The 15,411-nt window shown below is 62.0% G+C and carries 14 protein-coding genes; 5 read left to right on the top strand and 9 right to left on the bottom strand.

The window, feature by feature from the left end; all coding sequences use genetic code 11:
• Window positions 1–18: 18 nt before the first annotated feature.
• Window positions 19–2,193 carry a TonB-dependent receptor gene (locus VCS63_RS18370; RefSeq protein ID WP_308023580.1) on the bottom strand — a complete coding sequence of 725 codons (2,175 nt, stop codon included), beginning with the start codon at window positions 2,191–2,193 and terminating at the stop codon, window positions 19–21.
• A gap of 289 nt (window positions 2,194–2,482) precedes the next feature.
• Between VCS63_RS18370 and VCS63_RS18365 the strand changes: the two genes are divergently transcribed.
• Entirely contained in the window at window positions 2,483–4,801 is a 2,319-nt protein-coding gene (locus VCS63_RS18365) for a molybdopterin-dependent oxidoreductase (RefSeq protein ID WP_323880633.1), read from the top strand.
• 96 nt (window positions 4,802–4,897) lie between these two features.
• On the opposite strand, the gene VCS63_RS18360 is transcribed toward VCS63_RS18365, so the two are convergent.
• The 5 genes from VCS63_RS18360 to VCS63_RS18340 all read right to left on the bottom strand — a co-directional run bounded on the left by VCS63_RS18360 (window position 4,898) and on the right by VCS63_RS18340 (window position 9,637).
• Entirely contained in the window at window positions 4,898–5,917 is a 1,020-nt protein-coding gene (locus VCS63_RS18360; RefSeq protein ID WP_042797338.1) for a Bug family tripartite tricarboxylate transporter substrate binding protein, read from the bottom strand.
• A gap of 99 nt (window positions 5,918–6,016) precedes the next feature.
• A complete protein-coding gene (locus VCS63_RS18355; RefSeq protein WP_042795043.1) occupies window positions 6,017–6,796 on the bottom strand; it encodes an SDR family oxidoreductase in 780 nt (259 codons plus the stop codon).
• A 28-nt stretch (window positions 6,797–6,824) separates the two neighbouring features.
• Window positions 6,825–7,760 (bottom strand): 4-hydroxy-tetrahydrodipicolinate synthase family protein, encoded by a 936-nt coding sequence (locus VCS63_RS18350; RefSeq protein ID WP_042795044.1) that lies wholly within the window; start codon window positions 7,758–7,760, stop codon window positions 6,825–6,827.
• A gap of 49 nt (window positions 7,761–7,809) precedes the next feature.
• Entirely contained in the window at window positions 7,810–9,018 is a 1,209-nt protein-coding gene (metC, locus tag VCS63_RS18345) for a cystathionine beta-lyase (protein ID WP_323880631.1), read from the bottom strand.
• Between the two features lie 160 nt (window positions 9,019–9,178).
• On the bottom strand, window positions 9,179–9,637 hold the full coding sequence (locus tag VCS63_RS18340; protein ID WP_042795046.1) for an Lrp/AsnC family transcriptional regulator: 459 nt from the start codon (window positions 9,635–9,637) through the stop codon (window positions 9,179–9,181).
• A gap of 212 nt (window positions 9,638–9,849) precedes the next feature.
• Between VCS63_RS18340 and VCS63_RS18335 the strand changes: the two genes are divergently transcribed.
• Window positions 9,850–10,809 carry a LysR family transcriptional regulator gene (locus VCS63_RS18335; RefSeq protein WP_042795047.1) on the top strand — a complete coding sequence of 320 codons (960 nt, stop codon included), beginning with the start codon at window positions 9,850–9,852 and terminating at the stop codon, window positions 10,807–10,809.
• Window positions 10,810–10,947: 138 nt separating this feature from the next.
• Complete coding sequence (locus VCS63_RS18330; RefSeq protein WP_112966242.1) at window positions 10,948–12,201, top strand: D-amino acid dehydrogenase; 1,254 nt, start codon at window positions 10,948–10,950, stop codon at window positions 12,199–12,201.
• Between the two features lie 52 nt (window positions 12,202–12,253).
• On the opposite strand, the gene VCS63_RS18325 is transcribed toward VCS63_RS18330, so the two are convergent.
• A complete protein-coding gene (locus VCS63_RS18325; RefSeq protein ID WP_042795048.1) occupies window positions 12,254–13,147 on the bottom strand; it encodes a LysR family transcriptional regulator in 894 nt (297 codons plus the stop codon).
• A 107-nt stretch (window positions 13,148–13,254) separates the two neighbouring features.
• Here VCS63_RS18325 and VCS63_RS18320 point away from each other — a divergent pair, with 107 nt between their 5' ends.
• Both VCS63_RS18320 and VCS63_RS18315 read left to right on the top strand, forming a co-directional pair.
• Window positions 13,255–14,151 carry an NmrA family NAD(P)-binding protein gene (locus VCS63_RS18320; RefSeq protein ID WP_323880629.1) on the top strand — a complete coding sequence of 299 codons (897 nt, stop codon included), beginning with the start codon at window positions 13,255–13,257 and terminating at the stop codon, window positions 14,149–14,151.
• A 1-nt stretch (window position 14,152) separates the two neighbouring features.
• Entirely contained in the window at window positions 14,153–14,386 is a 234-nt protein-coding gene (locus tag VCS63_RS18315) for a DUF2798 domain-containing protein (RefSeq protein ID WP_323880628.1), read from the top strand.
• A gap of 34 nt (window positions 14,387–14,420) precedes the next feature.
• On the opposite strand, the gene VCS63_RS18310 is transcribed toward VCS63_RS18315, so the two are convergent.
• Both VCS63_RS18310 and VCS63_RS18305 read right to left on the bottom strand, forming a co-directional pair.
• Window positions 14,421–15,053, bottom strand: coding sequence for a TetR/AcrR family transcriptional regulator (locus VCS63_RS18310; RefSeq protein WP_323880626.1), 633 nt, complete (start codon window positions 15,051–15,053; stop codon window positions 14,421–14,423).
• The gene (locus VCS63_RS18305) at window positions 15,050–15,367 is read right to left on the bottom strand and encodes a DMT family transporter (RefSeq protein WP_042795052.1); all 318 of its coding nucleotides are present in this window, start codon (window positions 15,365–15,367) and stop codon (window positions 15,050–15,052) included. The genes VCS63_RS18310 and VCS63_RS18305 overlap by 4 nt, the downstream gene beginning before the upstream one ends.
• Between the last annotated feature and the right edge of the window lie 44 nt (window positions 15,368–15,411).

The raw sequence follows: 15,411 nt of genomic DNA, 5'->3' as shown, positions 1-15,411 counted from the left end.
GGGACGCACCGCCGGCGTTCAGAAGCTGATGCTGGCGGAAGCGGTGACGGTGCGGGCGGGTCCGAGCGTCGCGATCGGCGTCGTGTCGCTGAAGCTCCCCGCGTAGTAGTGCTTGTCGAAGACGTTGTTGACGTTCAGCCGCAGCACCACGTCCTTGCCATTGACCTTCGTGGCGTAGCGGGCTCCCAGGTCCAACTGCCCCCAGCCGGGAATCTCCAGCTTGTTGGCCGCATCTGCGTACTGGCTGGACGTCGCTTGCACGCGGCCGCTCAACGTCAGGCCAGGCACCCAGGGCGTGTCCCATTCCAGCCCGGTATTGGCCTGCCAGCGCGGCGCTCCCACCGCGGTGTTGCCGTCATAGCGGCCGTATGAGGTCTTGACCTGCGTGCCTTGCGTGTACGTGACGCCTCCCAGCACGCGCACGCCGGGCACCAGTTCGCCGAAGGTGTTCCATTCCACGCCGCGCACGCGCTTCTCGCCGCCGTCCGCATAGGTCGGATTGGCTGCGGAGCCCTCCGTGACCAGCATGGGCTTGTCGATCTGGAACAACGCCAAGGTATTGGTGAACGTGCCCGCGTTCCACTTGACGCCCACTTCCTGCTGCTTGGTTTTGTAGGGAGCAAACACCTGCCCGTAGTTGCTTGCCAGCGTGTCCGTAACGCTGTCGCCCTTGCTCAAGCCTTGCACGTAATTCGCGTACAAGGAGACATCCGGTCCCCAGGGCTTCACGACGATGGCCACGGCTGGCGTCACGGCATCTTCGTCGTAGCGGGACGTCGTCTTGCCTGTCTTGTCGAAGTTGGTGGTCTTCACGCGTTGGTTGCGCAGGCCGCCGGTCAGGAGCAGCTTGTCGTCGAAGAACGACATGGTGTCCACTAGAGCCAGGCTGGTGAGCGTGTTTTCCGCGGTCTTGGGCGCGCTACCCGGCACCGCAGGCATGACCGGCGTGATCGGGTCGTAGATGTTGGACTTGAAGGTCGATGGCGTACCCGCGGCCGACCCGTCCTCCAGTTTCAACAATGAGGCCTGGAGCACCAGTTCGTGGCGCACGCTGCCCGTGTTGAAGCGCGAGCGCAGGCCCGCTTCGGCCGAAGTGGCGTCCGTGTATGCGCGCTGCCCGACCATGTTGCCGGTGAAATTGCCATTGGCGTCGATCTGCCGCGCGTGGGTGCCGTTGATCAGCCCCGATTGGTGGCTGTCGCGCTTGCCCAGCCCCGCGAAGGCCGACACCCTGTCATTGAAACGATACTCGGCGCGCGCCACCACGGCGTTGCTCTGGATATTGCCGTAGCCGGTGCTGAACTGATTGATACGGGGATCGGGCGCGTCGGGCACGACCGAACCGCCGAACCAGAACATGGCGGGCGAGCCGCCCGAGAACGACTCCTGGCTATGGTAGGCGTCTATCGACGCGCTCAGGGCGCTGCCTCGAAAGTCCAGGCCGGCCGAAAGAAACTCGCGCTTCCTGGACTGGCCGTCCAGCGTGGTGGCGCCGTCGCTGAAAGAACCATTGACGCGGGCGCCCCATTCATTCGCGCTGCCGAAGCGGCGTCCGGCATCAACTGTCGTACCCAACTGGCCGTCCGCCTGCCAATTCACGCCGAACGTGGCATTGGGCGTATCGTCCGCCCGCTTGGGCACCAGGTTGATCGTGCCGCCCACCGCGCCGCTAGGCGCCATGCCGCTAAACAAGGCGTTCGGCCCCTTCAGCACCTCTACCCGTTCGACGAATTCCAGTGGTGTGCGGCCCATGGGCGCCAGCCCGTACATGCCGTTGATCGCCACATCGTTCTGGTTGACGTCGAAACCTCGAATGCGGAAGTTTTCGTAGGCATGCCCGCTCGATGTCGTGAACCGTACCGAGGGGTCGTTCGCCATGACGTCCGCGAGCGTGCGCGCCTGCTGGTTCTGGATCAGTTCGGAGGTGTAGCTGGTAACGTTGAAGGGCGTGTCCATGACGTCCTGATTGCCCATCATGCCTAATCGCGCGCCCTGCGCCACTTGCCCTCCGGCATAGGGCGCCGGCAGTTCCTCGTCCGACACCGTGCCCGCAGTCACCGTGACGGGCTGCAGCGTCGTGGTTTGCGCGGCAGTCTGGGCGCTGACGCCGGCGGGAACCATCAATGACAAGGCAACTGCCGGACTGAGCCATTGAGCGCGCCGCGTGAGCGCCAACTGTGTTTTCTTAGACAAGATTCACCGCCCCAAAACGTAAATGAGAATGCGTATCAGAGGAATTATATGTCTATGAAAGCAGATGTAGGAAGCCGCTCAGCGTCAAAAGCTGATACAGGACAAACTTCATGAGGTTGATCTGCGGGTGCACCGAGGGCGCGCCAGTCAGCGCCCGGCCGGCGCCCGGGTGAAACTTTTTTCCTTAATCGGGCGGTAACCCGCCCTGAACGAAAGAACATTCTCCCGGAACGTTTGTATTATGGAATCGCCATAAGCCAATGGCCGCGATGACTAACGTTGGCAAGCCATGTCCGAAAAAATCCGCCGCTATCCTTCCCTTTCCCATTGGGGCGCATTCACTGCGGTCGTCGCGGACGGCCGCCTCGTCGATTGTGAACCCTTTGCCCGCGACTGCGCCCCGTCGGACATCCTGCGGTCCATGCCGGCCATGGTGCATTCCCCGCTGCGCGTGAATCGCCCTGCCATTCGCAAGGGGTGGCTGCGCGACAGGCACCTGAGCGACGGAAACGAACGTGGGCGCGACGGCTACGTGGAGGTCAGTTGGGACGTCGCGCTCGCCGCCGTCCATTCGGAGCTCCAACGAGTGCGGTCCGAACATGGCAGCGAGGCCATCTTCGGCGGTTCATATGGCTGGTCGTCGGCGGGGAGGCAGCATCATGCGCGTACCCAGACGCACCGCTTCCTGAATGCCGGCGGCGGCTGCACCAACCAGGCGGGAAACTACAGCTGGGGCACCGCGCAATTCCTGTTGCCCCACGTGATCGGCAGCTACACGCCCGTGACCGGACGCGTGACGGACTGGAACAGCGTAACGGCCCACACACGGCTGTTCATCGCATTCGGCGGCATGCCCCTGCGAAACACGCAGATCACCTCGGGGGGGGCCGGCGACCACCCTGTGTCCGGACAGCTCGAACGCGCACGGGAAGCGGGTGTCGAATTCGTCGTCATCAGCCCTACCCGGCGGGACGTGCCCGCCGGCCTGGAAGCGCGCTGGATACCCATCCGGCCGAACACCGATGCCGCCTTGATGCTGGCAATGATGCAGGCGCTGATAGCCGACGGCATCCACGATGAAACGTTCCTGAGAACCCACTGCGTCGGCTTCGATGCCCTGCGCGCGTACCTCGAAGGAAAAACGGACGGCATTCCCAAGACCCCTGAATGGGCGCAGGCAATCTGCGACGTGCCCGCCACGGTCATCCGCGAGCTCGCGCGCGAGGCCCGCAATGTACGTTCGATGCTGACTTGCGCCTGGTCACTGCAGCGCGCCCACCGGGGCGAACAACCCTACTGGGCCTGCATCGCGCTTGCGGCGGCCCTGGGGCATATCGGCATGCCCGGCGGTGGCGTGGCGTTCGGCCATGCTTCCATGAACGGTGTCGGCAACCCGCGCATGGAGATTGCAGGCCCCGCCATGGAATCGGGGCGCAATCCGACCGGCTCGGTTATCCCCGTGGCCCGCGTCACCGACATGCTGCTGCACCCCGGACAGGCTTACGAATTCAATGGGCGCGAAAGCATTTATCCCGATATCAAGATGGTGTACTGGGCGGGCGGCAATCCCTTCCATCACCAGCAGGACCTGAATCGTCTGAGCCGGGCATGGGCCAAGCCACAGACCATCGTCACGCACGAGATCTGGTGGACGCCCATGGCGCGCCGCTCCGACATCGTGCTGCCAGCCACCACGACCCTGGAAAGAAACGACATAGGCGGATCGACGCGGGACCGCTACGTATTCGCCATGCATCAGGCATTGGCTCCGATTGGCTCCAGCCGCAATGATTTCGACATTTACCGGGAGCTGGCTGCGCTTGGCGGCTATGAAGAGGCCTACACGCAAGGCCGCGACGAGATGGCGTGGATACGGCATATTTTCGATTCCATGAGCAAAGCGTGGCGTGACAGCGGTTGCGAGGCGCCTGAGTTCGACGCATTCTGGGACCAGGGGTATGTGGCCATTCCCGAGCCCAAGCAGCCCTTCGTGCTGTTCGAGGACTTCCGCCATGACCCCGCGGGCCATCCTCTGCGCACGCCATCCGGCCGTATCGAGCTGTATTCGGAAAAGATCGCGGGCTTCGGCTATGCGGATTGCCCGCCCCACCCCGCCTGGCTGGCGCCAGCGGAATGGCTGGGATCGCCAGTGGCCGCCCGCTGGCCGCTGCACCTGCTTACCCCTCAACCCGCGGGCAAGTTGCACTCCCAGATGGATGGCGGCAAGGCCTCGACGGATCTGAAGATCAAAGGCCGTGAAGCACTGCACATCTCGCCCGCAGATGCCAAAGACCGGCGCATAAGCCAGCATGATCTCGTCAAGGTGTACAACGACCGGGGCGCCTGCCTGGCGGTGGCGGTGATCGACGCGGATCTTAAGCCGGGGGTCGTGATGCTGCCGACGGGCGCATGGTTCGACGCCGTGGACGAAGGACTGGAAGTCCACGGCAACCCGAACGTGCTGACGATGGACGTGGGCACCTCGCGGTTGACTCAAGGCAGCAGCGCCCAGTCGGCGCTGGTGGAAGTGGCGCCCTGGAAAGATGCCGCCCCGGTAGTCCGAGCCCTCGAGGCGCCCGCCATCACCGAGCTGGCGCACAACGCGTAGCTATCCGTGGTCCCGGCGTGTGCCGGGACCGCGTGGTTACCGCTCCCTGCCTATATCACGATGGCCGGGCCGGTTTGCATACCCCGGAGACTGGCCTCATTCCGCGGTGATGTTCGCTTTCTCGATAATGCTGCGGTATCGCGCCGTCTCGGACTGGATGTATTTCTCAAAGTCCGCGCTGTTCCTGTAGCCGCTTTCGAAGCCCAGGTTCTCAAGCTGCTCTTTCATGCTTGGAGCCGTCATGACCTTCTGCGCGGCCGCATCCAGCTTTTGGCGGATGGGCTCTGGCAGCTTTGCGGGCGCCCACAGTCCATACCAGGAATAGAACTCGAAATTCTTCAGCCCTTCTTCCTGCATCGTGGGCACGTCCGGCAGCAATGGACTGCGCTTGCTTCCGGTCACCGCCAATGCGCGTATCTTGCCTGCCTTGGCCATGGGCAGGGAGGAGAGCATCGGATCAATCAGCGCCTGGACCTGTCCGCCCGCCAAGTCGCTCAAGGCGGGGCCTCCGCCCTTGTACAGGACGATGGGGATCTGCAGATCGGACAGACCCGCTTCATAGGCGAATTGCGCAATGGCGAGATGCCCCGCCGAGCCGAAACCCGTCGTTGCGAAGCTGTACTTGGCGGGGTCGGCCTTCACGGCGCCGACGAACTCCTGCACCGTCTTTGCCGGAACCTTGTTGCTTACACTGAATATCAACGCGCCTTGGGCGAGGCCGCTGATGGCGGTGAAGTCCTTCACCGCGTCGAAGGTCATCTTCTTTTGGTAAAGCAACGGATTGATGTTGTGGATAGACGCATTGAGATAGAGCGTATAGCCATCGGCCGCCGAACGTGAAACCACGCCGGCGCCTACCATCCCGGACGCTCCCGCCCGGTTGTCCACGATGATCGACTGCTTCAATTCCTCGCCCAGTTTGACGGCGAAGATGCGGGCCAGGCCATCCACGGATCCCCCGGGCGGATGCGGCACCACGATGGTAATCGGGCGGCTGGGATAGGCGGCGTCGGAATTTGCTTGCGCATGCGCGGAACCCATCAACATCAAGCCGCCAACGGCGGCGACCAGGGTTTTTACGCAATTACGGCGGGAGTACGGATAGGGCTTTCGCATGACAGCCTCATTGAAGATGAATGAAGGTGTAAACAGCGGTCCCGCCGCCGGCAACCCGGTGTCCACCGGATTGCTCAGAGGCTGGGAAACGCAGGCAGACTAGTAGGTGCCTGGGTAGGCGGCTCCGTCTATCAATATGTTCTGGCCGCAGACATAGCCGGCCTGGGCGGAACACACGTAGGCGCAAAGCGCGCCCAATTCCTCGGGCTCTCCGTAGCGCCCCGCCGGATTGCCTGACCCCCGGGTTTGCCAAAGTTCGTCAAACGACTTTCCGCCCGGTTCCAGCATGCCCTCGATGTGGCGTCGCTGAGCATCGGTCGCAAAGACGCCGGGCAGAAGGTTATTGATGGTGACGTTGTACCGAACCGTCTGGCGAGCCAGACCGGCAACGAATCCCACCAGGCAAGACCGGGCGCCGTTGGACAAACCCAGTTCGAGCTGGGGTGTCTTGACGCTGCGTGAGACGATGTTCACGATGCGCCCGAAGCGGCGCTCCATCATTCCATCCACCACTCGCCGAATCATGTCTATCGGCCCGAGCGCCATGGAATCCAGGGCGTCATGCCAGTCGGCCTGGGTCCATTGGCGAAAATCGCCGGGTGGCGCCCCATCGGCGTTGTTCACCAGGATGTCGGGACCGGGACAAGCCGCGAGAGCCGCCTCCCGGCCCGCATCCGTCGTGATGTCGGCAACCACATACCGGACCGGAGCCCCGGTCGCGGCGGTCAGCTCTGCGGCGGCCGTTGCCAGCGTGCTTTCGGTGCGCGCGGCGATGACCACGTCAACGCCTTCACTTGCCAACTGCGCAGCGCACGCGCGTCCCATTCCCTTGCTGCCACCAAAAACAAGCGCGCGGCGCCCTCGAATTCCAAGATCCATGGATTCCCCCTGTCGAACCCTGCGCCGTTCAAGCGGCTTTCAGCGCCGGAGAGCTCCAGCCATATTTCTTGTCGAGTTCCAGGTCCTTGATCACGCGCAGCCCCTTGAGCAGCGCCTCGCCTTCCAGGCCGCGCAACGGCTTGCGCAGGTCGCCAGCGGGCAAGCCCACGGCTTTCATCAAGGACTTGATGGCTACGGGATTGATCGCCGAGTAGGAGTAATGCAGCAATTGCAGATTGCGCAGATATGCCTCGCGGAAGCTGGTGCTCACCTCGGGCGACGTCCAGGGCTTGGAGATCAGCGCCAGCTCCGCCGGCGCGATATTGCCCGTCATGTTGGCGGTACCGTGGCCGCCCAGGCTCATGGTCGGCACGACCAGGCCCAGGTTCGGCGAATCGCAACACATCACCGACACGTCGGGCGCGCCGCGCAACACCTGCGCCACCTGTCCCACCCGGGTCGTGGATTCTTTATGGACCACGTAGTTCGGATGCTTGAATATGCGCAGCAGCTGGTCCCAGTGCAGATCGCTCTTGACGCGAGGCGGGTTGTTGTAGATGCCCAGCGGCAGGTCCGTGGCGTCCGCGACCTCAAGGAAGTAATCCTCGATATCCGCCTCCGACGCGCAGATGTAGGCCGGCGCCGCCAGGATGGCGCCATCCGCGCCGTTTTCCCGCGCAAAGCGCAGATAGTCCTTGGTCGTCTCCGTATTGTTTCCGGTGCAACCATAAAACAGCTTCATCTTGCCCGTCTTCATCTTCGCGGTCTTGGCGATGATGTCGTAGCGTTCCTGTTGCGAAAGCATGGACACTTCGCCCGTGGATCCCATGATGAGCACGGCGCTGGTGCCGTTGTCCTCATGAAACTTGAGAAGCTCGCGGAAAGCTTCGAAGTCGGCGCTGCCGTCTTTATTGAACGGCGTGATCAACGCCACGAAAGAACCGGTGAGTTTCATCTTGCTCATGCTTATTCCTTTGACTGTCAGGTTGAGAGAGTGCTTTTGAATATTCCGGCTATGCGGCGGTAGGCTCGGCGGCTTGCAGCAAGGATTTGCGGGCGGCCAGGGCTGCCAGCCCCCTGTTCAGGTCGGCTATCAGATCCTCGGGGTCTTCCAGGCCCACGTGCAAGCGCACCGCTTTGCCTGTGTACGGCCAGCGCGCCCCATGGTGCTTTCCCGGCGTGAACGGAATGGCCAGGCTTTCATATCCGCCCCATGACACGCCAATGCCGAAATGCTGCAAGGCATCGACGAAGGCAGCCACGGACTCATCCTCGCTTGCGCGCAGCACGACCGTGAACAAGCCGCTGGCGCCCCTGAAATCGCGCTTCCAGAGAGCATGGCCAGGATGCGAGGGCAAGGCGGGGTGCACCACCGCCTCGACCTCCGCCTGCTGCTCCAGCCACTGCGCGACGCGCAGCCCGGACGCCCAGTGCCGTTGCAAACGCACGCCCATGGTGCGCAGCCCGCGCAGTGCAAGATAGATATCGTCGGGTCCCGCGGTCTGGCCCATGTATTGCGTCGTCTTCTTGACTTGCGCCCAAGTGGCCTCATTGCAGGTAACCACGCCCAGCATGGCGTCCGAATGGCCCACGATGTACTTCGTCGCCGCGTGGATGGACACGTCGACGCCGTGCTCGAACGGCTTGAAGAACAAGGGCGTCGCCCACGTGTTGTCCATGACGACAAATGCGCCGTGGGCATGCGCAACGGCGGTGATGGCCGGAATATCCTGGATCTCGAGGGTTTCGGAGCCCGGCGACTCGACATACACGACCCGCGTATTGGAGCGCATGACAGAATCGATGTTCTTGCCGCAGCCCGGATCGTAGACCTCCACCTCGACGCCGAGCCGGCTGAGCACGTGGTCCAGGAATGAACGCGTGGGCGAATAGGCGCTGTATGTCACCAGCACATGATCGCCCGCCGAAAGCAGCGCGGTCAGCGTCGTGACTATGGCTGCCAGCCCGGAGGGAAACGCGAGCGATCGGTGTCCGCCTTCCAGCGCCGCAATGGCTTCCTCGAACGCATGCGTGGTGGCGGTTCCGTAGCGGCCGTAGGTGGTGGCTCCCGGCTCTTCCGCGGCGCGAGCACGCTTCATTTCTTCCCACTCCGCCATCGAACCCGCAAGAATGGTGGATGCTCGGCAGATCGGCGTGTTCACCAGGCCGCCGAATCGCTCCGGATGCCGTCCGACTGTGACCAGTTGAGTATCTTCCTTCATGACTTTCAATCTCCAAGAATGGGCGGCCTGAACACGGTCAATTGCCGCTGATGTTCTGGAGTAGTCTAGGAGCGGGTCCGGAGAAAACTTTTCGATTCTGAGTTCCCGGACGTCCAAAAAAGAGAATATTTATCTCCGCCTCCGGCAATGCAGGCATGGCTTAAAGGTAGTCCAGCGGGAGCGCCGTGGTGTACTTGATTTCTTCCATTGCAAAACTCGAGCTGACGTCGAAAAGCTCTGCAACCTGGATGAGTTTCTTGTAGACCAGATCGAACCCGGCGATATCCGGCGCCACCACCTTCAGGAGATAGTCGGTATCGCCACTCAAGCGATAAAACTCCACCACCTCGGGCATATCCTTCACGCCGAGCGAGAATTTCCGCAACCACTGCAGGTCGTGGCATCCCGTCTTTATCGACACGAACACCGTCACGCCAAGGCCGGCCTTGCAACGGTCCAGCAGGCAGACCTGCCGCCGGATGAGGCCGGATTCCAGCATGTGCTGAATGCGCTTCCAGCACGCCGTCGGCGAGAGATGCACTCGCTCGGCGATGTCGTTGTTCGACAGACGTGCATCATTCTGGAGAAACTCGAGGATGCTGCGATCTTTCTTGTCCATAGCGTTGAGCTGCGATCAGCTATTTGACTTAGCCGCGCGGCAAGGCGCTCGGGGACCGGCCCCAAAATGCGGCATCACATCCGACCACCGCAATGCAATACACGGCGGTCAACCTGGAACCCATTTTATGTACGGAATACCGTCGCAACGATACAATTCATAGGCTTAAACTTATAACTATATTTATAAGTTGACCGCCTACAGGAGTAGCCATGAAAGAGGTCAATCTCACCCTCACACAGACCTTTTTCCTCGCGGCCCAGGAAGGCACGTACTCGGCGGCCGCTCGCCGGCTGAACATTTCCTACCAGTCCGTGGCCAACCACATCCGGCGTCTAGAACAGCGCGTCGGCGAGAAACTCATCGTCGCCAAGCGCGGCGCCAAGTCCATCTCGCTCACGCCCCGCGGCACCAGTCTCTATCGGCTGCTCGAGCCCGAGTTCGATGCCATGCTGACGCGGCTCGGCAGCCTGATCGACAAGGAACGGCCGGTCATTCGTATCGGCATGCCGCAGGCGATTTTCTTCTACCTGCTTCCGCCCGTGCTGACGGCGTTCCGAAAATTCCACCCCAATGTTGAAATCGTCGGCTACGAACGTGATGTGTCGTTGCCGGACCTGATACACAGCGGTTCGCTGGACGTCTGCCTGAGCGAACGCTACTTCGGCAACACCGTCATGTCGCAACGGGTGGTCTGCCACTATCGGCCGGCGCTGGTATGCCCTGCCGGCTGGCCGCTGCCAGCCACCGAAGCCGCGGTACCCAAGTGGGCTCTCGGAAGGCCGCTCATCACCTATGAACCGGGGCAGATGTTGCGCAACATGGCATTGGAGTATCTGTCGGTCGACAATGAGCGGCCCCGGGTCGTCGTGTCGACGTCGACCAGCGCAAGCGCCAAACGATGCGTCGACGAAGGCCTGGGCTTCGCCTTGCTGCCCACCTGGTGCATAGAGGAAACCGACAGCCGCATCCAGTGCGTCGCCCTGACCAATACCCCGAAGATTCCCATTTACTTCGGCGAGGCTACGTATCTGCGTTCCAATCCCTTCGTTCAATCGATGTACAGGCTTTGCCTGGATGTGCTGGCGAAATCCGTAGAAGAACGCGCGAACCGTTGCAAGCCTCTCAAGGCGCGCAAAGCGACTGCGCGCCCCGCGGCCGCCATACGTTGACCTGAAGTTTTTTTCCTATTGCGGCAAAAGGGGACCGATAAAAGGAAATAATTTTTCCTGTCGCGTCTCTTACGCTTGCGAAAGTTCACCGCTTCGCAATCGCAACCGGCCTCCAGGTCGATCAAGAAATAGGAACCCATGAAGATCCTCGTCCTAGGCGCCGGCGTGGTCGGAATCTCCACGGCCTATTACCTGACCCGCGCGGGCCACGAGGTGGACGTCGTGGAGCGCCACCCCGGCGCGGCGATGGAAACCAGCTTTGGCAACGCCGGGGGACTATGCCCCAGCTTTGCCGCGCCGTGGGCAGCGCCTGGAATGCCAATCAAAGTGTTGAAGATGGCATTGAAGGCCGATGCGCCCGTCCGCTACTCGCTTTGGCCCGAACTGGCAAGACTGCGCTGGACGCGCCTGTGGCTCAAGGAGTGCAATGCGCCACGATTCCGGGTCAACAAATTGCGCATGCAGCGCGTGGCGCACTACAGCCTCGCATGCCTGCGGGAACTCATGGCGGAAACCGGCATTGCATTCGACTTTCACGCCGACGGCGTCCTGCAGCTTTTCCAGACCAAGGCAGAATGCCAGTACGGCGATATTGCGGCCAGCGCCCTCAAAGAATTTGGCATCGCCCACCATCGGTTGGACAGGCATGGCGCGATCGCCGTGGAACCCGCCTTGCGGGACGCGACGATCAACATCGAAGGCGCGCTTCATCTGCCCTCCGACGCGTCGGGCGACAGCCATCTCTTCTGCCAGGCAATGACGGCATGGCTGCGGAACGCCGGGGTGCGATTTCACTTTGGGACCGAGGTCAGGCGTTTGCTGAAAGAAGGCGGCCGCATCGTTGGAGCGGAAACTTCAGCCGGCGCGCTGAAAGCGGAAGCGACCGTCGTCGCCATGGGCAATCAGGCGCCCGCGCTCGTCGCCCCCCTGGGGATCAAGCTGCCGGTGTACCCGCTCAAGGGATTTTCCATCACGGTGCCCGTGATAGACGGCGAGCAGGCGCCGAACATGTCGGTGATGGATGAACACAACAAGATCATGGTTTCCCGCTTGGGCAACAGAATCCGCGCCGCCGGCATGGCAGAACTGGTCGGCCACGATCTGTCGCTGGATCCGGGCCGCAAAGCCGTGCTGGTCCGTGCCGTGCGCAACATGTTTCCAAACGGCGTCGACTACGAAAACGCCAAATTCTGGGCGGGCCTGCGTCCCATGACACCGGACGGCCCGCCGATTCTGGGCCTGTCGGGCTGGGACGGGCTGTTTCTCAACAGCGGACATGGGTCGAATGGATGGACACAGGCTTGCGGCACGTCCCGCGTGGTTGCGGACCTCGTGTGCGGACGCAAACCCGCAATCGATCTGGAAGGGCTTACCATCGGCCGCTTCAGCTAGACGCGCCCCGCCACCCGCGCGGAATGGATGGCGATCCCTGCCGGCCCTGCTTCTAGAGTTGATCCAGCCTCAGTCGTTCCACCAGGTGATCGACAAACGCGCGCACCTTGGCGGGAGGGAGTCTGTTCTCCTGCCACAACGCGTGAATAGGCACTGGCTTGGGCTCGAAATCCTCGAGTATGGTTTCCACCTGGCCCGCATCCAGCAAGTGTTTGATCTGCCACAGCGGCGAATAGCCGATGCCCAGCCCGGCGCTGACGGCGCGGTAGATTGCCGCCATCGTATTGGTACGGAAGGGACCGCGGACTCCCACCGCGCGCCGCTTCCCGTCAATCTGGAAAACCCATTGGCCGGGATGTTGATCGACGGTCCTGACAATGCAGGCGTGCTGGCGCAATTCCGACGGATGCGAGGGGCGGCCATGCTGCTCGAAGTAGGACCTCGCGCCAAATACGACCCGCCGCAAGGTTCCCAGCCGCCTTCCCTGCAAGCCTGAATCGGGCAGGTCGGCAATACGCACCACCAGGTCCAGGCCAGCACTGGACAGATCGGTAAACGAATCCGTCAGTTGCAGGTCGACTTCAACTTGTGGATAGGCTTGCATGTATTGCGCGATGACCGGAACCAGGAAGTCCGGACCGAACAGGATCGGCGCTCCCACGCGCAACAGGCCGGACGGCGCCGTCCGGCGATCGGCGACCTCAAGCCGCGCCTCGCCGATCTCCGCTACCGCCGGCTTCACACGCAAGAAGAATGTCTCCCCGGCTTCGCTGAGCGCGCAATGCCGGGTACTGCGGTGTACGAGCTGAACGCCGACATCCTGTTCCAGCGCAGCCAGGGAGCGGCTGACAGCTTGCAGCGAACGGTTGAGAAGGCGCGCAGCCTTTGTCAGGCTCCCGGTTTCAGCGATATGGATAAAGGCTTCAAGGTCTTCGAGGCGGCTCATTATTATCTCGAATAACGTGATTTAGATTCACATTTTGCACTTATTGTTTCGACAATACCGAGAATCTACACTGCCCTCGATCGTTCATCCATCCCGAGGAGAAACCAGTGGGCAGCGCTCAACCCATCGTTCTGGTCGTTGGGGCCACCGGCAAATTTGCAAGCCTGGTGGTTCCCGAATTACTGCGGCGCAAGGTCGCAATCCGGGCTCTCGTGCGCGATGCGGCGCGGGCAGCGGTTGCCCGCTCGCTCGGAGCGAGTGAGGTGGCCATCGGCGACCTCCGCAATATCCACAGTCTTGCCGAGGCAACGCGCGGCGTAGATGGCATTTTTCATATCGGCCCCGCGTTTACTGCGGACGAAGCCGCGATGGGCGTGGCGCTGGTTGCCGCGGCACAACGCAACGGCGTGCGGAAATTTGTCTTTTCGTCCGTCATCCAGCCGACGAACACGCGCCTTGCCAATCACGCCAGCAAGATACCCGTAGAGGACGCCCTATACGCGTCACGGCTGGAATATACGATCCTGCATCCTGCCAATTTCATGCAGAACATAGGCTTGGCCTGGCCATCCATCCGTGACCATTCCTGCTTCGGCGAGCCTTTTCCCAATGACGCAAGAATCGCGCGCGTGGACTACCGGGATGTCGCGGAGGTCGCCGCGATCGCATTGACGGAAGACCGGCTTGCCTTCGCCACGCTGGAGTTGTGCGCCGGCATGTTCGACCGCATGGACATCGTAGCCGCCTTGTCGGACGCGCTGGGTTATCCGGTCACTGCACGGCAGCCTGAATTCAGCGCATGGGCGGCCAACGCCCGTCTGCCTTATGGCGACGAGCAGATCGTGTTGCTGTCAAAAGTGTTCGATCACTACCGGGCCGTTGGACTAGGGGGCAACAGCCTCGCCTTGACCGCCGCGCTCGAACGGGAACCGCGCTCGCTCCGCGCGTACATCAAAGACCTGGTCGCGGAGAAAAAGTCTGACCGCCAGGATAAGGATCATTGAAATGCCAAAGCTCCCTCAAGGCTATGCCCGCTTTCTCATGCCACTGGTACTTTCAGTGTTCATGTCGGCCATTGTTTCGGCTGTGGCGACCGCCACAAGCGTCGGCGTGGGCGCCGATTTTGTCCTCAGTTGGCCCAATGCCTGGGGCGCCTCGTGGATCGTCGCGTTTCCTAGCCTGCTACTCCTGCTGCCCGTCGTGCGCCGGATCGTCGCCTGGATGGTCGTCCAGGCATAGCGCCGCCCCCGGCCCCGAGGTGGCCTCGCCCCCGCTATCCCGCGGCGGGCCAGGCAAGCATGGCGGCGTCGATGATCATATTCAGCTTGTCCACGGAGGCGCCGTCACGGGCCTGGATGGAAAGCCCTTCGAGAACGGTGGTGTAAAAGGCCGCGAGCTGGCCGACATCCGCCGAGGAATCAAGGTCTCCCGCTGCAATACCTTGCGCAAGGCGATCTCTCAGCATCGTTTCGCCATTCAAGCGGTTTTCTGCAAGAAACGCGCGCACGCTCTCGTTCTCGGGAGCGCCAAGCAAAGATGACAATACGATCATGCAGCCGCGCGGCCCCTCCTCGACGACATAGGCTCGCGCGTTAGCCCGCAACATGGTTTCGACGGCTTCGCGGGCTGTGCCGGCCTTGACAAGGCTCTGCGACGTCGCACGGCCCTCGAGGCGATCGTAAAGCTCAACGGCCTCACGGAAGATCTCTTCCTTGCAGCCAAAGGTGGAATACAGGCTGGGCTTGTTGACGCCCATGGCTGCGACCAGGTCCTGGATCGACGTGCCTTCATAGCCTTGCGTCCAGAAGGTTCGCATGGCGGCAAGCAAAGCCGCGTCCCTGTCAAATTCCCTGGGCCGGCCGATTTTCGGCGCCGGCGCCGATTTTGTTTTGCCACCGATACTCACGATTCAATTATCCGCAGACCCGCTACGCCTATCCCTATCAGCCCCAGGAACAGCAGCTTGGCCGATGACATGTGCTCGCCGAGCAGCAATGCGCCGAAAGCAGCCACGCCAAAGGCGCCTATACCCACCCAAATGGCATATGCGGTGCCAACGGGAAGATGCTTGAGGGCCAAGCCGAGCAGGACCAGGCTTAGCATTGCAACACTAACACCGATCACGCTGGGCCAAAACCTCGTCAATCCGTCAGCCTGCTTGAGCGCCAATGCCCAGACGATTTCGAGCATGCCGGCCAGTGCCAATAGTCCCCAGGCCATCTGAATCCTCACAGTTGTCCGCTTCGGCCAGCGGCTTGCGTTTG

The sequence above is a fragment of the Achromobacter sp. D10 genome (genome assembly GCF_035282245.1).
Taxonomy (GTDB): domain Bacteria; phylum Pseudomonadota; class Gammaproteobacteria; order Burkholderiales; family Burkholderiaceae_B; genus Achromobacter; species Achromobacter insolitus.
This window is presented reverse-complemented; position numbering and strand designations above follow the sequence as displayed.

Coding starts and splice junctions, on each gene's coding strand:
- VCS63_RS18365 (WP_323880633.1), top strand. CDS start 2,483: ATGTCCGAAAAAATCCGCCGCTATCCTTCCCTTTCCCATTGGGGCGCA.
- VCS63_RS18360 (WP_042797338.1), bottom strand. CDS start 5,917: ATGCGAAAGCCCTATCCGTACTCCCGCCGTAATTGCGTAAAAACCCTG.
- VCS63_RS18355 (WP_042795043.1), bottom strand. CDS start 6,796: ATGGATCTTGGAATTCGAGGGCGCCGCGCGCTTGTTTTTGGTGGCAGC.
- VCS63_RS18350 (WP_042795044.1), bottom strand. CDS start 7,760: ATGAGCAAGATGAAACTCACCGGTTCTTTCGTGGCGTTGATCACGCCG.
- metC (WP_323880631.1), bottom strand. CDS start 9,018: ATGAAGGAAGATACTCAACTGGTCACAGTCGGACGGCATCCGGAGCGA.
- VCS63_RS18340 (WP_042795046.1), bottom strand. CDS start 9,637: ATGGACAAGAAAGATCGCAGCATCCTCGAGTTTCTCCAGAATGATGCA.
- VCS63_RS18335 (WP_042795047.1), top strand. CDS start 9,850: ATGAAAGAGGTCAATCTCACCCTCACACAGACCTTTTTCCTCGCGGCC.
- VCS63_RS18330 (WP_112966242.1), top strand. CDS start 10,948: ATGAAGATCCTCGTCCTAGGCGCCGGCGTGGTCGGAATCTCCACGGCC.
- VCS63_RS18325 (WP_042795048.1), bottom strand. CDS start 13,147: ATGAGCCGCCTCGAAGACCTTGAAGCCTTTATCCATATCGCTGAAACC.
- VCS63_RS18315 (WP_323880628.1), top strand. CDS start 14,153: ATGCCAAAGCTCCCTCAAGGCTATGCCCGCTTTCTCATGCCACTGGTA.
- VCS63_RS18305 (WP_042795052.1), bottom strand. CDS start 15,367: ATGGCCTGGGGACTATTGGCACTGGCCGGCATGCTCGAAATCGTCTGG.